Below are 15,640 nucleotides of genomic sequence, written 5' to 3'. Positions count from 1 at the left end.
AAAGGAGTTGGCCATGACCATGCTGATTCGTCGGGCGCCTCGGGAGGGCATGCCGTTCGCTTCGGTTCTGGATCGGTTCTTCGCGGAGCCGTTCTTTGGTGAGGGCGGCGCGATGAGCGCCCTGGAAGAGGGGACGCTGGCGCTGGATGTCTCGGAGAATGAGACGAGCGTGAAGGTGCGTGCGTCGCTCCCCGGGTTCACGAAGGACGACGTGCAGATCGACGTGCACGAGGGCGTGCTGTCGATCTCGGCGACGCACGAGGAGACCGAGGAGGTCAAGGACGAGAAGTTCTATCGCAAGGAGCGTCGGGTCGGCTCGGTGAGCCGTCGCGTGGCGCTGCCGTGCGCGGTGGATGAGACGAAGGCGGAGGCTGAACTGAAGGATGGTGTGCTGACGCTGAGCCTGCCGAAGTCGGTGTCGGCGACGCCGAAGCGTGTGAAGATCAAGTAGTGCTCTCGCGCCTCATGGGCCGGCGCTGTCTCTCCTTTAGCGCGATGACGGTTGTGGGGCGCGAGCACGAATCACTCTGCGGTGCCCTGTGGCACGCGACCCGGACCCTCGGCCTGTGTATGGCCGAGGGTTTCGTTGTTGGAGCGGTGGAGACTTGCTGTGCTGAGGGGATTGAGGAGGAGAAGGTCGATGGGGAAGCCCCTCGCGGAGCGAGGGGGTACCCGTGAGCGTCAGAGACTTGCCGAGGTCAGTCGGTGGCCTTGTCGATGGCTCGTTCGGTGGCCTCGGCGGCGCCGGAGATGTCCTTGCCGACGCCCTTGACGGTGTTGCAGGCGGTCAGGGCGAGGAGGGTGAGCGAGACGGCGAGAATCGCGGCACGCTTGAGCGTCAGTGTGGAGGTGATCTTTGTCATGACGGTCTCCGTTGATCGGGAACTCGACAGTGTATCTGGGTATGTCGGTCCTTCGTGTGAGGTTGAGCATTCCAATGAAAAGGGGCCCGGTACGTGTCCGGGCCCCCGAGTCCGTGTCTCTTGTTTCGATCGAGTGGTGCCGATCAGCAGCCGGCCTGGAAGCGGACGAGGAAGTAGAGGAGATCGTCGATGGTGACGGCTCCGTCGTGGGTGCCGGTGCCGCTGCCGTCGTCGACGTCGGCGCTGGCGTTGCCGGACTGGAAGAGGGTGAGGAAGTAGAGGAGGTCGTCGATGGTGACGGCACCGTCGATGGTTCCTGTGCCGCTGCCGTCGTCGGTGTCGGCGACGCAGAGCGAGGCGCAGTTCTCGTATCGGGCGATGTTCTTGGAGGGGATGGCGCTTCCGATAGCGTCGAAGGTTCCGGCGATATAGAGATCGCTGGTGTTGCCTCGGGGGACGACGGTCATAATGGCGGGGGCTTCGCCCGACGCGGCGAGCAGGGTGGAGGGGGCGGACCACGCCGTGCCGTCATAGGCGGCGAACTTCGGGAATGATCCGGCTCCGACGGTGGTGAAGAGTCCGACGGCGAAGAGTTTGGCGCCGTTGCCGTCGTCGAAGACCTGGAAGTCGGTGATGCGGCTGTTGGGGCCGCCTCCGGTGGGCTGGGTCCACTGGGTGCCGTCCCATTTGGCAAAGCGGAAGACGGAGAAGAGCCCGGCGGTGGTGAAGTCTCCTCCGGCGTAGAGGTTGTTGTTGTAGACGTCAACAGAGTAACAGGTGTTGTTGAGTCCTTCGGCGAGTGCGAACCATGCGGTGCCGTCCCATCGGGCGATGCGGAGGGCGGGCTGGCCGTCGGCCTGGGTGAATGTGCCGCAGACGACGATGTCGCCGTTGTAGACGGTGGCGTCGAGGACGGCGTTGTTGAGCCCGCCGCCGAGGGAGGACCAGGTCGTGCCGTTCCAGACGGCGGCGCGGTTGAAGCCCGAGGCGCCGCCGGCGGTGGTAAAGGTGCCGAAGGCGTAGAGCTGTCCGTTGTGGACGAGGAGTTTGTTGACGGTGTTGTTGAATCCTGAGGTGAGTCCTGACCAGGTGGTGCCGTCGAACTTGGCGATGCGATTGAGTGCGGGTGCTGTTGTGGTTTGAGTGAACTGGCCGGCGACGTAGAGGTTGCCGGCGAGGGAGGCGGCGGTGAGGACGTTGTTGTTGAAGTCGGAGCCGGGGACGTTGTTCCACTGGAGGGTGTTGGGATTGAATCGTGCGACGCTCTGGACGGGTGTGCGATCGGCGAAGTCCATGTTGCCGACGGCGACGAGTTCGGGGCCTGACCCGAAGTCGTGGGAGGCAAGTCCGCTCGGCGGGGTGAGGAGTCCACGGTCGAAGGGCTTCCAGCCGGCGGTGTTCCAGAGGACGAGGCGAGTGACCGTCACGGAGTCGAAGGATGTGAACAAGCCGCTGACGAGGAGGTAGTTGGTGGCTCCCTCGGAATAGGGAACGAGGGAGGTGATGGTGCTGTTGGGGGTTTCAAGGGCTTGCCAGGCCGTGCCGGTCCATCGCACGAAGCGTGAGGTGTTGGCGACGATCCCGGCCTGAGTAAAGGCGCCACCGACGATGAGGCCGTTGTTGAAGGGAACGAGGGCGTTGACGGTGTTGTTGACGCCCGCCGCGACGTCGTTCCAGGAGGTGCCGTCGAATCGGGCGATGCGATTGGCGGCGATGACGCCGGAGTTGGTGAAGGTGCCGCCGGCGTAGATGGAGCCGTCGAACTCGGCGAGGGCGTTGACGGTGTTGTTGAAGCCGTCGGCCACGGGGACCCAGTTGGTGCCATCGAAGGTGGCGACGCGGGCGACGGGCGTGGCGCCGGAGTTCAGGAAACTCCCTGCGGCCCAGAGGGTGGGGGTGCCGTTGCGGTTGAGGACCTTGAGGGTGGTGACGGTGTTGTCGAAGCCGGCGCCGACGGGGTTCCACGAGGTGCCGTCCCAGCGTGCGACGCGGCTGATGGCGGTGCCGCCGATGGAGGTGAAACTCCCGGCGGCGTAGAGGCTGCCGTTGAAGTTGACCATGGAGTTGACGACGTTGTTGGCACCGGCGGCGGTGCCTGTGCCGAAGGGGGCCCAGTTCGTGCCGTTCCATCGGACGATGTTGGCCATGGTGGGCTGGCCCGAGGCCTGGGTGAACTGGCCGGCAGCGAAGAGTTGGCCGTTGTAGACGGCGAGGTCGAAGACGTTGCCATTGAGCCCGACGGAGAGTTGGGTCCAGTCGTGCCCGTCGTACCTGGCGAGGCCGCGGATGGTCTTGCCGCCGATGACGGTGAAGTTTCCGGCGACGAAGAGGGCGCTGCCGTTTCCATCGTCATGGGTGATGGCGTCGTTGACGACGTTGTTGGGGCTGGCGCTGGGGAACTCGTTGAGCCAGGTGGGTGTGCACTGGGCGTTGGCGAGTGTGGGGAGGGTGAGGCCGGCAAGGAGCGCGGCGGACCCGAGCAACGCATGGACAATCCGTTTCATGTGAACCTCTCTTCTGCCCTCAAGGCGAATATCTGTTTTTTGAGGATACACCGATATGGGTGAAGAGTGAAATGGGGCTTATGGATGAACTGTTCGAAATACAGTGTCCTGCAAACAAAGACCTTGCGCGGCATTCTGGGGTCTTTGCGCAATCTGAACCAGACCCTCATGGACATTTGACGGGGCAGCAAGAGGACTTCTTGGTGGCGACTTGTACCATCGATCGCGTGATGGATTGACACAATCTTGTCCAGGAGCGAACAGATGAAACGATGGATGCGTGGGTTGGTGGCGGGGGTGATCGCGGCGGGCGCGTCGGCGGTGCTTGTGGCGGCGGGGCCTGTCAAAGTTGACGCGAAACTGACGGAGTACAAGGCCTCGCAGGGCGTCGCCGGGACGATCAAGAGCGTCGGCTCGGACACGATGAACAACGTGATGGCGCACTGGAACGAGTCGTTCCAGAAGTTCTACCCGGGTGTGAAGATCGAGGTGGAGGGGAAGGGTTCGTCGACGGCTCCTCCGGCGTTGATCCAGGGTCAGAGCCAGTTCGGGCCGATGAGCCGGGAGATGAAGTCGTCGGAGATCGACGAGTTCGAGAAGAAGTATGGGTACAAGCCGACGAAGTTGCGTGTGGGGATCGACGCGCTGGCGGTGTTCGTGAACAAGGACAATCCGTTGAGCGAGATCAGCCTTGACCAACTGAAGAAGGTGTTCTCGGTGGCCGGGCCCGACATGACGTGGGGCGAGTTGGGCGTGACAGATGCGAAGTACAAGGATCAGAAGGTTGTGCTGTACGGGCGTAACTCGGCGTCGGGGACGTACCAGTATTTCAAGGAGCACGCGCTGGGCAAGCAGGACTACAAGAGCACGGTGAAGGAGCAGCCGGGGTCGTCGGCGGTGGTGCAGGCGGTCGGGACGGACACGCTGGGCATGGGCTACTCGGGGATCGGGTACGCGACGGCGGACACGAAGATGCTGAAGGTGTCGACGCACGGCGAGAAGAGCGTGACGCCAGCGTATGAGACGGCTCTGTCGGGCGAGTATCCCTTGGCGCGGTTCCTGTATGTGTACGTGAACTTCGACCCGACCAAAGCGCTCGAGCCTTTGCGGGCGGAGTTCATCCGGTTCATGTACTCGAAGCAGGGGCAGGAGGACGTGGTGAAGGACGGCTACTTCCCCGTTCCCGAGGGCGTCGCGAAGGCGGACCTGAAGACGGTGGGACTGTCGAAGTAGTTCGCGAGTACGATCGAAGATGCCGCGGTGGTGGAAGCCTTCGCGGCGTTTTTTCCGGGCACGATGTCCGGATCACACAGCGGTCGGCGAGCAAGGCCGACCGACATCTTGACCGTCATGCAAGGAGACGTTCTATGAAGAATCTGTGGTTCGTGCTGGCTGCGGGCATCGCGGCTGGAGTGTCCTCGTTGGCGATGGGACAAGCCGGCGTGGATCTGAGTTCGGCGTCGGGTTCGTACGCCGATGAACTCCTGGCCGACGCGGCGTCGCGGTCGAGTCTGCTCGATGACGTGGGTGGCGCGGGGTACAAGGGCAAGTACTTTATCACCGACGGTGGGCCGAACACGTTTGAGTTCGGGTCGTTGTGGCAGTTCCGGTATCAGTTGAATCGGCGGGACAACGTGACGCCGTCGGACGATGAGACGACGATGGGGTTCCACCTTCGGAAGATCGAGTTGAACTTCACGGGAACGTACTTCGATCCGCGATTCGGGTACAAGATCCAGCCTGAGGTGAAGACCGACGGCTCGATGTCGCTGGCGGACGCGTACGGGACGGTGAAACTCGAGAATGGCGTGACGCTCCAGTATGGGCAGTTCAAGTTGCCATTCCTTCACGAGGAACTCGTGAGTTCGTCGGCCGGTCTGACGATGGAGCGGTCTGTCTTCAACCAGGTGTTCACGCTGGAGCGGTCGCAGGGCCTGCAGATCGAGTTCAGCGAGGACGTGTACCGCTTCATGGTGGCGTTGAGTGATGGCCGCAAGGCGCTGAACACGCCGTTTGACAGCGCGAGCGAGGCGGACTTCGCGTTGACGGCACGCGGCGAGTATCGCTGGGGGAAGGCGGACTTCAAGCGTCTGGGCGACTTTGTGTCGTGGCGCGGGAGCGAGTATGGCGGGGCGGCTGGCCTGGCGGCGCACTATGAGTCGGGCGGGAGCACCAACGCGACGGTCGATCGCACGATCACGTCGATCACGGCGGACGCGCGCGTGGAGAGCGATGGATGGGGGGCACACGCCGCGTTTGCGTGGCGGTCGACGGATCCCGATGGCGGGACCTCGACGGACGACATGGGCGTGCTCTTGCAGGGCAACATCTTCGTGACGGACCAGGTCGAGGCGTTCGCCCGCTACGACATCATCATTCCCGACGACATGGGCGGTGTGGACAACTTCAGCACGCTGACCGGCGGTGTGAACTACTACATCTCGCCCAGCAGCCAAGCGGCGAAACTCACGGTCGATCTGATCTACTTCCTGGATAAGCAGGCGAACACCGGTGGGGTGGTAGGCACGTCGTCGAACCAGGCGTTGCTCGCCGATAGCGAGGGCGGTCAGTTCGCGCTTCGCGGACAGATCCAGTTCAAGTACTGATCTCACGCGTCGGATTCTCGGGGGTTCCGCCATCTGGAGGCGGGGTGTGCTCCCGGAGTGTTGATTGAACTGTGCACGGCGCCCGGCCCCATTGTGGGCCGGGCGTTTTTTGGCATTGAGGGCATCATGGGCGAGTTGTGGGCGAGGCGTTGCGCTGGGTGTTGACAGCGTGGTCGCGGTTGTGCTAGGCTGGTCGCGTTCCAGGTCTCTCGTCCTCGTTGCGACTTGTCGCGGCGGGGCGCGGGTGAAAAGGGAAGCGTGGTGAGAAGCCACCGCGGACGCGCCGCCGTATGGGGTGACACGTCCGACTCGTGCCGGTGCTCGGAACGAATCGTTTCGAGCGTCGGCGGCCACTGGGACCTCCAGATGCTCGCGGTTCTTTGCCGCGGGTTGGAGGTTCTCGGGAAGGCGAGTCGGACGAATCCCTAAGCCGGAAGACCTGCCTGGGACGTTGCTGGTGGTGCCCTCGCGGGCCGGTCGCGTGTTGCGACATGGCAGGGGCGCTCGGCGAACGTCGGCGTCCGCTCCGGTGCCGAGGCTCCCGAGTCCTTTTTCCGCGTGGCGCATCGGACGTTGTCCCGGAGCCGTCCCGCGCGAATCGGGGCGAGCGGCCTCTGTGTTGAGGCGGTCAGGTCTGTCATGGCAGTTCGAGTGTGTGCGTGCGCGTGGGGCGTGCTTGGTTTGTCGATGTCCGTGTTCGCGGCCGACCCATGGGCGGATCGTGTGGTGGGCTTTGATGCGGGCGTTGATGCCGCGCCGGGGTATGACGTTCCTGGAAGCGCGTTGGGGAGTCCATCGCGGATAACGGGTGCTGGCGAGTTTGCCGGGCCTGTGTCGCCGTTCAACCCGGCGTACAACGCGGACCAGGTGTATTCGATCGGCGCTGGGGGTTTTCTGACGCTCGCGTTCGATGAGGCGGTGGTCGATGATCCGGCCAACCCGTTCGGGATCGACCTGCTCGTCTTCGGGAATCAGGGATTCATCGATGCGAGTTTCAGCACGGGTGGGGCGCCGGGCATGACCACGCCGACGGGTGCAATGTTTGGCTCGAACGTGAGCGCGACGATTGAGGTGAGTGTCGATGGGTTGGCGTGGACACTGGTGACGGGACTCTCTTCGGAGGGGTTGTTTCCGACGCTGGGGTATGTGGATCTTGCCGGGCCGTATGAGAGCGTGGCGGGGTCGAACGAGAGCGACTTCACGAGGCCGGTGGATCCGGCGTTCATCCCAGCAGGGAGGACGTTCGCGGAGATCGTCGCGGGGTACAACGGCTCGGGCGGGGGCGTGGGGATCGATCTCGCGTCGACTGGGCTTTCGGCGATCTCGTATGTGCGCATTGCCCTGCCTGCGGGCGCTACGGGGAACGTGGAGATCGATGCGCTGGCGGACGTATCGGCGGTTCCTGGGCCTGGCGTTGTGGGGTTTGCGACGCTGTTGGGTTTTGGGACGATGAGACGCCGTCGCGGGACATCAGGGGCGGGGCGATCGAGTGGAGTCCTGTGTGTCGGCGGCGCGAGGTAGGTCTGCATGGGCACTTTGGAATATGGCCGGTGTGCACGATCGCGACGTGGCGCGGGCGTGGCCTTGTGCGCGATGGGAGGCTTCGCGGCGTGCGGGCTGGCGCAATCCGGCGGGTCGTGGACGCATCTCGGCGGCGAGAGTTCGCGAGAGTCTCGAGGTGTCGGGCTTGCGCCCGATCTCACGTCACTCGCGTGGACGGTGACGCGTGATCAACTCGGGCGTCCGATCGCGTTCACGCCCTCGGCGGGCGTGATGGTGTCGTTTGGTGTCGTGGTGGCGACGGGATCCGTTGACATTGGGGGCGTGCCGGCGCACTTCGTGTTTGGTGTGCGGGCGTTCACGGGTGAACTGGTGTGGCAGACACCGATTGACGCGCCGCTGCTCGACTCGTTCTCGACGCCGGCGATCGATGAGGAGCACCAGACGGCGATCGTGGCGAGCGGGAGTTCGCTTCGCGGGATTCGACTGAGCGATGGCTCGACCGCGTGGACGACGGTGCTGCCGCGCGCGGTGGTGAATGCCTCGCCGGCGTGCACGTTCTCGGTTGGGGCGTCGCTTGGTGCCCTCGATCGGGTCTTTGTCGTGGACTATGACCCGTTCGGCGCGGGCGGGTCGCTGCATTGCGTGAACGTGGACGCGTTCGACACGAGTGTGAATCCGCACATGCCCGGCGAGATCGTGTGGTCGTTCACACTCGGCGGGACGAGCGGGAATTCGCCGAGCGTGGTGCACATTCCGGGCGTGGGCACGCGGGTTGTTGTGGCGACGTCGGGGGACTTTGGCGTGGGGGCGGGGCGAGTGGTGTGCGTTGATGCCTGGAGTGAGGCGACGCCGACGCCGGTGTGGACGTTCGAGAACTCGCAGGCTCTAGGTTTTTTCGGTGGGGTGGGTGTTGCACGCGATTCGAGCGGGGCGTGGAGCGTGGTGGCGGCGTCGTACTCGTTCACGGGCGGGCGAACCTCGGCGAATCTCGTGAAACTCGATGCGCTGACGGGCGTGATGTCGTGGAGCGTGGGGTGCAATCGGACGGCGAGCGTTCCGGTCTATGTCGAGGGCGGGCGCGTGGTCGTTGCCGGCGGGTTGGATGGCTTCGGCTCGATTCCGACGCTGCAACTCTTTGATGATCTGGGGACGAGCGCGGCGATGGTGTGGGACTCGGCCGCCGCGACGTGGACCGATCTCGATGGCGACGTGCGGATCGATGAGGGCGAGTATCTTCGCGTTGGTGGGTGGACGATGGTGCCGGCGTTGCTCGCCGATCGTCGGATGCTGGTGGGCGTGCTGGATCACGAGACGAGCAGCGTTGGGGCGAGCGAGGCGATGCTCGAGTGCGATCTGTCTCGCGTGCCTGGCGATCCGTTGTTCGTGCGGCAGGTGGCGACGGCGACTGGAAATGGGCCGGGCGTTGTGAGCGTTGAGGGCGGGGCGTGGGCGTACTCGACGGGTGCCGGCGGCTTGCATGCGTTTGCGCCCCTCGGCGTGCCGGCGGATCTCTCGGGCGATGGCGTGGTGAACACCGACGATCTCCGCGCGTGGGATTCGAACACTCTGCGGCGGGATCTTGACGGCAACGGCACGATCGACGCCGACGATCGCGCGAGATTGATTGGGGCGTTGCGTGATCGCGAGCGGGCGTTGCTCGTGCGGGGGAGGCCATGAGCGTGGCGGACGCGCGAGGCGAGCGAGTTTCGGCTTCTTTGCGGGCGTTCACGCTCGTCGAGGTGCTGGTGGTGATCGCGATCATTGCGCTGCTCGTGTCGTTGCTCCTGCCGTCGCTCGGGGGGGCTCGCGAGTCGTCGCGCACGATCGCGTGCGCGTCGAATCTGCGGCAGTTTGGGATCGCGTGGCAGGGGTACGCCGGGGACTTTGCGGATCGTGCCATGCCGCTGGCGTACTGGCATCCCGATGACATCGTCGACGAGCAGGTCTTCTGGTGGGGGACGCACGGCGTTGTCACGGGTCGAGTCGATCACGCACGTGGGTTTGTTGCGGCGTACCTCGATTCGAGCCTCGGTGCGAGGTCGGTGTATGAGTGCCCCGCGCAGGCGTGGGGGACGTATCTCGCCCAGGGGCCGGCACGCGAGCCGACGAGCACGTATGGGTACAACGGTTATTACCTCTCGCCCGCGAAGACGCCGGGGTGGGGGCAGTCGATCGGGTTTCGGCCTTGGCGGCGTGTGTTCGAGATTCAGAGGCCGGGGGAGTTGCTCGTCTTTGCGGACGCGATGCTTGGTGGGCTTGGCGTGGGAACGAGGCCTCGGAACTGTGCGCTGCTTGACCCGCCGAGGTTGTTCTTTGGGTCGGGCGCGTCGGCCTCATGGCGCGTGAACTCCTCGCCGACGACTTCATTCCGGCATCAGCGTGCGCGCGGCGACGTTATGGGCTCGGCGTTGGGTGTGCGTGCCGACGGGAGCGCGGGGCCGACGCGGGCGCAGGCCGATTGGATCATCGATCGCGATTCGGCGATCGGCTCGATCGGAACGGCGAATGATCCGGCGTATGTGCCCGATTGGCGTGAGTGGCGCGGGCCTTGACCACGGACCCTGGCGTTCTTACTTTTTATACGTTCGAATGCTCGAACTCCGCGCCACGCTCTGCGGGCCGCGCAGGTGGACGGGTGACTTGATGCGCCGGGAAATATCGGTGCGTGTCTTGGCGAACTGGGAGGTTCTCGTGTTGGAGAGCGAGGACTTGAAGGTGCGTGTCGAAGGGGGCGACTTGTAGTAACGTCCGTAGGAGGCGTCGAAACCGGAGCCAAGCACGCCGCGGCCGGCCATAGTCGTCGTGGGCACGCGGAACTTTCCGCCCGACGACGAAGCGACGGGCTTGGTGCTCGGGCGAAGTCCGGAGAACTGGGATGAGTTTCTGTTGTGGGCACGGCTGAGTGAGCCCGAGATCGAGAACGGGCCGGCGTTGGCGGCGGTTCCGAGCAGAGCCAAGGCGCCGAGGCCGACGCCCAGCGTGAGCGCGCGACGAGAGATCTTCATCTGTGCTTCCCCCCAAGTCTTTGGATGTGTGAACCAGTGGACGTGCGAATCCGACCGCGATCGATCTCGCGGCCAATGGGATTGTGCGCGATGGCGGGGCGAGTGCAAGGTCCGAACCTGTGTTCTCGTCGTTTTCGCGCGGGCTGTGCGGGCGTGCCCGCCCGAGAACGCGCGTAACGAATCCGATAAACGGGGGTTGGCGGGCGATCAGGCGATCGTCACGCTCTGGTCGAGGTAGACGTCCTGGATGGCGTGGAGGAGTTTCACGCCATCGTTCATGGGCTTCTGGAAGGCCTTGCGCCCGGAGATCAGGCCCATGCCGCCGGCGCGTTTGTTGATGACGGCGGTGGCGACGGCTTCCTGCAGGTCCGAGGCGCCCTTGCTCTCGCCGCCGGAGTTGATGAGGGGGACGCGACCCATGTAGTTGTTGATGACCTGGTATCGGCAGAGGTCGATGGGGTGCCCGCCGTGGCCGTTCTCGTCGCTGCCGCAGAGGTTGGTGTAGACGCGCTTGTCCCACTTTCCATAGGCCGACGACCCGGCGTTGAGGGCGGCGTACCCGCCGTTGTTCGTCGGGAGTTTCTGCTTGATGATGTCGGCCTGGATCGTCGCGCCGAGGTGATTGGCCTGGCCCGAGAGGTCGGCGGAGGCGTGGTAGTCCACGCTCTTGCCATCGGCGCCCTTCACCTTGAAGGCGTTGTTGCGCGTGTAGCACCAGAGGACGGTGACCATGCCGAGGCTGTGGGCCTGCTCGAACATCGCCGAGACTTCCTCGATTTGTCTGCGGGATTCCTCGGAGCCGAAGTAGATCGTGGCACCGACGGCGAGCGCGCCCATCTCGTAGCACTGGCGGATCGAGCCGTAGAGCGTCTGGTCGAAGGTGTTGGGGTAACTGAGGATCTCGTTGTGGTTGAACTTCACGAGGAAGGGGATCTTGTGGGCGTACTTGCGGGCGACCATGCCCAGGACGCCGAAGGTCGAGGCGACGGCGTTGCACCCGCCCTCGATCGCGAGTTTCACGATGTTCTCGGGGTCGAAGTACTCGGGGTTGGGCGCGAACGAGGCGCCGGCGGAATGCTCCACGCCCTGATCGACGGGGAGGATGGAGACGTAGCCGGTGCCGCCGAGGCGTCCGGTGTTCATCATCGTCTGGAAGTTGCGGAGGACGGGGAGGGGTCGATCGGAGGCGGCGAGGACGCGATCGACAAAGTCGGGCCCGGGGAGGTGGAGTTGTCCCTTGCGGATGGTTTTGGACTCGTGGCCCAAAAGGCGATCGGCGTCGCCGGCGAGGGTGCTGCGGATGTTGATGCTGGGGGCTGCGGGCATGGGTCTCTCCGTTTTTGTGTGGGTCGAGGCGCCAAGATTGCGCCATCGTTGTGTTTGGGATCCATCTGGAATGCGTGCCTCCTCGAGCGGATGCTCCGGGAAGGGGCCTGAGTATAGAAACGGGAGTGAAGGAAGGTCCGAGTTCTCTTGAGGCGTCCGGGAAGATGGCCGATAGGAAGTCCACAACGTCGGATCCAACCACGGAGGTCTCGCATGCGTTCGAATCGTCTTGCCATTCTTGGGTTTGCCGCCGCTCTCACGCCTGTTGCGTTGGGTGCGGATCTGTTCGTGATCTCGGGGACATCCAATGGGTCGCCGATCACGCCGGTCGGGGCGAACAACCTTGTCGATCTCGTGACGAACGCGGTGAACAACGAGGCGCAGTTCGCCGCGCTCACGGGGACCGACGTGAGCCTGTCTTTGAACTATGGCGGCGTGGCGGACGCAGTGACAATCACGCGCAACGCCGCCGAGACGCAGGCGACGCTGACGTTCATCACGCCCGATGGGACGATCACGCGGACGTTTGACACGGGGACCGATCCGCGCTCGCTCGAAGATCAGATCCGCGATTATCTCCAGCAGAACGGGGCGGACGACCTCGCCGAGTTCTTCAAGGCGGTCAACGCCCTGACACCGATCGCGGTCTCGGACGGCAACCCGAACGCGACGACGGCCCGAATGGCGGAACTCACCTTCCAGCGATTCGGCATCAACAACGAGTTCACGTCGGTTGTCGTTCCCGATGGCGACGACTCGATGCGTCGCGCGACGCCGCAGTTGCGGATGGATGTCTCGGGAAGCCAGTACGAGGCCGGGGACTTCGAGGGCGACTCGGCGACGGTCTCGACGTCGTTCGACGCGAATCTCGGGAAGTCCCTTGGCGTTTCGATCGCGTCGTTCCTCGGGTACAACAGCGTCGAGGACGCGGACGTTTTCCACTTTGGCATGGCGCTGGGCGTGCCGATCCGGGTGGTCCTGCCGACGCCCGAAGTGCCGTTCACGTGGCAGATCACGCCCCACGCGTCGGTCGCGGGGTCGGCGTCGGAGGACATCGGTGCGGGCGGCATCATCTACTCCTTCGGTGCGACGAGTTACTTCGCCTGGCACGCCACGGAGCGGCTGACGCTCTCCATGGCGAACCAGTACGCGATCTATGAGGGGAACAAACTCTCCTTCGGCGACTACGAGATCGATCCGGGGGTGAGCCAGTCGATGATGAAGCATGGCGGACGCGTGACGTACTGGCTGGGCGTCGAGTGGTACACCTACGCCGGCGTCACGTACTCCGATTTCATCGATGATGCCGCGGTCGACAACTGGCTGACGTTCACCGGCGGCATCGGGTTCAAGAACGACGCCGGGTCGGGCTTTGAACTCGCCGTGACCGCGGATGATGGCGACGACTACTCGTCGTTCGGCCTGCGCCTGGGCGCGAATCTCGCGTTCTAGGTCTCAAAGGAAGACGATCCGGGGGCGTTCGGAATTTCGTGCGCCTCGGGTGGTGATGGCTCGATGTATCGGCGCCACACGGAGAGCGGCTGCACCGCGGGTGGCATGCCGTTGTCCCACATCCACGAGTCGATGACGAAGTTTTCTTTGGTGTCGTGTTCCTCGATGACAGCCGTGCGATGGGGGTTGAAGACGAGGATCTTGGCCCGCCACACAGGGTCGAGCACGTCGTGGTGCACGATCAGGTCATGCTGGGCGAGCAGGTCGAGATATCGCGTGGTGTTGGAGGACTCGTCGACGCAGTCCATTTGACCTGGATCACCCAGTTGATTGTGTCCACGGCGTCGGTCGGCGTTGGTCGGTGTTTGCCTCCCCGCGATCTGCTCGATCATGGCGATGGTTGTGGCGATGGCTCGTCGCTCGGCGTCGGGGGACTCGTGACCGTCGCGCATGGTCTGTTCGATGGCCGTCCACTGTGTGTCGCTGATGCCGAACGTGTCTGTGCGATTGCCGCCGACGCCCCATTGGATGGGGATGGCGTGAAGTTCGATCGGTGGCGTCACGATCCGGCGACCCGTGTGGGTGCAACCGCTGATGCTCGCGAGACTCGCAACGACCACGGCCAGGTTTGAGTGGACACGGTTCATGTGAATCTTGGGCAGTGTAGCCGTATGACCGACGGATTCGGGCTTCCATCGGCTTCATGCGATGGGCCGCGTGAGACCGTGGGTGTGTGCGGCATGCAGATACGATTCTCGCGTGCACGAGGACACACTGCTCCAATATATTGCGAACGCATCGCGGGATCTCCCGCGGGTGTTCCCGCGTGTCGTCGTTGGTCCGGGCGATGACTGTGCCGTGGTGCGCGTTGGGGATGGCGGGTCTGGCGAGTGCGTGTTGTTGAAGACGGACCAGGTCGTGGAGGGCGTGCACTTCGCGAAGGGGACGGAAGTCTCGCTCATTGCGCGGAAGGCGATCGCCAGGCCGCTCTCGGATATCGCGGCGATGGTGGGGCGGCCGATCGCGGCGATGGCGACGGTGACGCTCTCGCGCTCGACAACGCAAGAAGAGGCGACTCGGCTCGCGGACGCGGTGCACGAGTGGGGGCGGCGATTCCGGTGCCCGATCGTGGGCGGCGACATCGCGACGTTTGGCCCGATTGATGGACCGATGGTGATTGGTGTGTCGGTGATGGGCGTGCCGCATTCGTCGTGTGGTCCGGTGCTTCGGTCGGGGGCGAGGCGAGGCGATGGGGTGTATATCACGGGCGTCGTCGGCGGGTCGTTCGAGGCGGGCACTGGGGGCGGGAGGCACCTTGAGTTTGAGCCACGCGTGGAGGTCGCGTCGGCTCTGGCGGATCTGCTGGGTGGGTCGCTGCACGCGATGATGGACACATCGGACGGGCTGGGGATCGATGCGGGTCGCTTGGCGTGCGCGTCAGAAGTTGCGGTCGAGATCGAGGAGCTGGCGATCCCGCTTGGTGAGCCTGAGGTGCTGGCGGCGATCGCGCGCGGCGAGGACTATGAGTTGCTCTTCGCGGTCGATGCGGGTGCGAAGGTTCCCGCGAGTCTCGCCGGAGTCGCGATCACGCGAATCGGGCGCATCGCCGAGGGCACAGGGTGCGCGCTCCTTCGAAACGATGGCACGCGGCTGGACATTGCCCGCCAAGGCTGGGAGCATCACTCGTGATCATCACACGCACGACGAGCGATCCGGGGGCGACGGGCGCTCTGGCTCAAGGCCTGGCGAGCGTGCTGGCGTTCGGTGATGTGGTGCTCCTCGAGGGCGATCTCGGTGCCGGCAAGACGACCTTTGCCCGGGCGCTCACGGGGGCGCTTTCGGTGGGAGGAAGCGGGGCGTCCAGCCCGACGTTTGTTATCGCGAACACATACCCGTGCAGTCTCGGTGGTGTCGAGGGTGTGATCCATCACATCGACGCGTATCGGCTTGCGGGAAGCGACGATCTGGACACCATGGGCTGGGATGCGATGTTCGACGCGTCGGGTGTGCCGTACGGGAACGCGCTCGCGCTCATCGAGTGGCCCGAGCGGATCGCGGAGGCGTTGCCGCACGAGAGCCGGTGTGCGATGGTTCGGTTGAGGGCTGTCGGCGAGTCGTCGCGCGAGATGGAGATCCGACTGCCGGATTCGTGGAGCGGTCGTCCGTGCGTTGGGCATCTTCGTGAACGCGAGTCGGTCCGGTGTCCATCATCGGGGGTGTGGGTCGCGCCGACCGCGGCGTCGTATCCCTTTGCCGACGATCGCCTTCGCCACGCCGACCTGTACAAGTGGTTCTCGTCGTCGTATGGCGTGACGCGGGCGATCGAGGAGCAGGATCTCGACGAGGAATGACGCCATGAGTGCGAGGACGCCGGTCGCTAC

Annotated in this window: 14 protein-coding genes and 1 riboswitch; of the genes, 9 read left to right on the top strand and 5 right to left on the bottom strand. The window is 64.5% G+C overall.

Annotation, left to right across the window (positions count from 1 at the left end; translation table 11 throughout):
- Positions 1-13: 13 nt before the first annotated feature.
- Positions 14-451 (top strand): Hsp20/alpha crystallin family protein, encoded by a 438-nt coding sequence (locus tag IPK69_05515; protein ID QQS10077.1) that lies wholly within the window; start codon positions 14-16, stop codon positions 449-451.
- A 247-nt stretch (positions 452-698) separates the two neighbouring features.
- Here IPK69_05515 and IPK69_05510 read toward each other — a convergent pair whose 3' ends face one another.
- Positions 699-863 carry a hypothetical protein gene (locus IPK69_05510; protein ID QQS10076.1) on the bottom strand — a complete coding sequence of 55 codons (165 nt, stop codon included), beginning with the start codon at positions 861-863 and terminating at the stop codon, positions 699-701.
- A gap of 143 nt (positions 864-1,006) precedes the next feature.
- The gene (locus tag IPK69_05505; protein QQS10075.1) at positions 1,007-3,367 is read right to left on the bottom strand and encodes a hypothetical protein; all 2,361 of its coding nucleotides are present in this window, start codon (positions 3,365-3,367) and stop codon (positions 1,007-1,009) included.
- A 276-nt stretch (positions 3,368-3,643) separates the two neighbouring features.
- Here IPK69_05505 and IPK69_05500 point away from each other — a divergent pair, with 276 nt between their 5' ends.
- The 5 genes from IPK69_05500 to IPK69_05480 all read left to right on the top strand — a co-directional run bounded on the left by IPK69_05500 (position 3,644) and on the right by IPK69_05480 (position 10,028).
- Positions 3,644-4,600: a PstS family phosphate ABC transporter substrate-binding protein gene (locus IPK69_05500; GenBank protein ID QQS10429.1), complete on the top strand. Its 957-nt coding sequence runs from the start codon at positions 3,644-3,646 to the stop codon at positions 4,598-4,600.
- A 134-nt stretch (positions 4,601-4,734) separates the two neighbouring features.
- Positions 4,735-5,973, top strand: a complete 1,239-nt coding sequence (locus IPK69_05495; GenBank protein QQS10074.1) for a hypothetical protein — start codon at positions 4,735-4,737, stop codon at positions 5,971-5,973.
- Between the two features lie 185 nt (positions 5,974-6,158).
- Positions 6,159-6,435: riboswitch (cobalamin riboswitch) on the top strand.
- Positions 6,436-6,660: 225 nt separating this feature from the next.
- Positions 6,661-7,494 (top strand): hypothetical protein, encoded by an 834-nt coding sequence (locus IPK69_05490; GenBank protein ID QQS10073.1) that lies wholly within the window; start codon positions 6,661-6,663, stop codon positions 7,492-7,494.
- 57 nt (positions 7,495-7,551) lie between these two features.
- Positions 7,552-9,153, top strand: coding sequence for a PQQ-like beta-propeller repeat protein (locus IPK69_05485; GenBank protein ID QQS10072.1), 1,602 nt, complete (start codon positions 7,552-7,554; stop codon positions 9,151-9,153).
- Positions 9,150-10,028 carry a prepilin-type N-terminal cleavage/methylation domain-containing protein gene (locus IPK69_05480; protein ID QQS10071.1) on the top strand — a complete coding sequence of 293 codons (879 nt, stop codon included), beginning with the start codon at positions 9,150-9,152 and terminating at the stop codon, positions 10,026-10,028. Before IPK69_05485 ends, IPK69_05480 begins: the two co-directional genes overlap by 4 nt.
- Before the next feature lie 18 nt (positions 10,029-10,046).
- Here the strand turns inward: IPK69_05480 and IPK69_05475 are convergent, their stop codons facing one another.
- Together IPK69_05475 and IPK69_05470 are read right to left on the bottom strand one after the other, a co-directional pair.
- Positions 10,047-10,481 (bottom strand): hypothetical protein, encoded by a 435-nt coding sequence (locus tag IPK69_05475; GenBank protein ID QQS10070.1) that lies wholly within the window; start codon positions 10,479-10,481, stop codon positions 10,047-10,049.
- Positions 10,482-10,688: 207 nt separating this feature from the next.
- Positions 10,689-11,807 carry a class I fructose-bisphosphate aldolase gene (locus tag IPK69_05470; protein QQS10069.1) on the bottom strand — a complete coding sequence of 373 codons (1,119 nt, stop codon included), beginning with the start codon at positions 11,805-11,807 and terminating at the stop codon, positions 10,689-10,691.
- 213 nt (positions 11,808-12,020) lie between these two features.
- Between IPK69_05470 and IPK69_05465 the strand changes: the two genes are divergently transcribed.
- Positions 12,021-13,259 (top strand): hypothetical protein, encoded by a 1,239-nt coding sequence (locus tag IPK69_05465; GenBank protein ID QQS10068.1) that lies wholly within the window; start codon positions 12,021-12,023, stop codon positions 13,257-13,259.
- On the opposite strand, the gene IPK69_05460 is transcribed toward IPK69_05465, so the two are convergent.
- Positions 13,256-13,906, bottom strand: a complete 651-nt coding sequence (locus IPK69_05460) for a hypothetical protein (GenBank protein QQS10067.1) — start codon at positions 13,904-13,906, stop codon at positions 13,256-13,258. The two genes, IPK69_05465 and IPK69_05460, sit on opposite strands and share 4 nt — an antisense overlap.
- Positions 13,907-14,018: 112 nt before the next feature.
- Between IPK69_05460 and IPK69_05455 the strand changes: the two genes are divergently transcribed.
- Both IPK69_05455 and tsaE read left to right on the top strand, forming a co-directional pair.
- Positions 14,019-14,948 (top strand): thiamine-monophosphate kinase, encoded by a 930-nt coding sequence (locus tag IPK69_05455; GenBank protein ID QQS10066.1) that lies wholly within the window; start codon positions 14,019-14,021, stop codon positions 14,946-14,948.
- On the top strand, positions 14,945-15,610 hold the full coding sequence (gene tsaE / locus IPK69_05450; protein QQS10065.1) for a tRNA (adenosine(37)-N6)-threonylcarbamoyltransferase complex ATPase subunit type 1 TsaE: 666 nt from the start codon (positions 14,945-14,947) through the stop codon (positions 15,608-15,610). Before IPK69_05455 ends, tsaE begins: the two co-directional genes overlap by 4 nt.
- Positions 15,611-15,640: the final 30 nt, after the last annotated feature.

This window comes from Phycisphaerales bacterium, assembly GCA_016699835.1.
Taxonomy (GTDB): Bacteria; Planctomycetota; Phycisphaerae; order Phycisphaerales; family UBA1924.
Note: the sequence above shows the minus strand (reverse complement) of the source record. Positions and strands in the feature narration are given on the sequence as shown.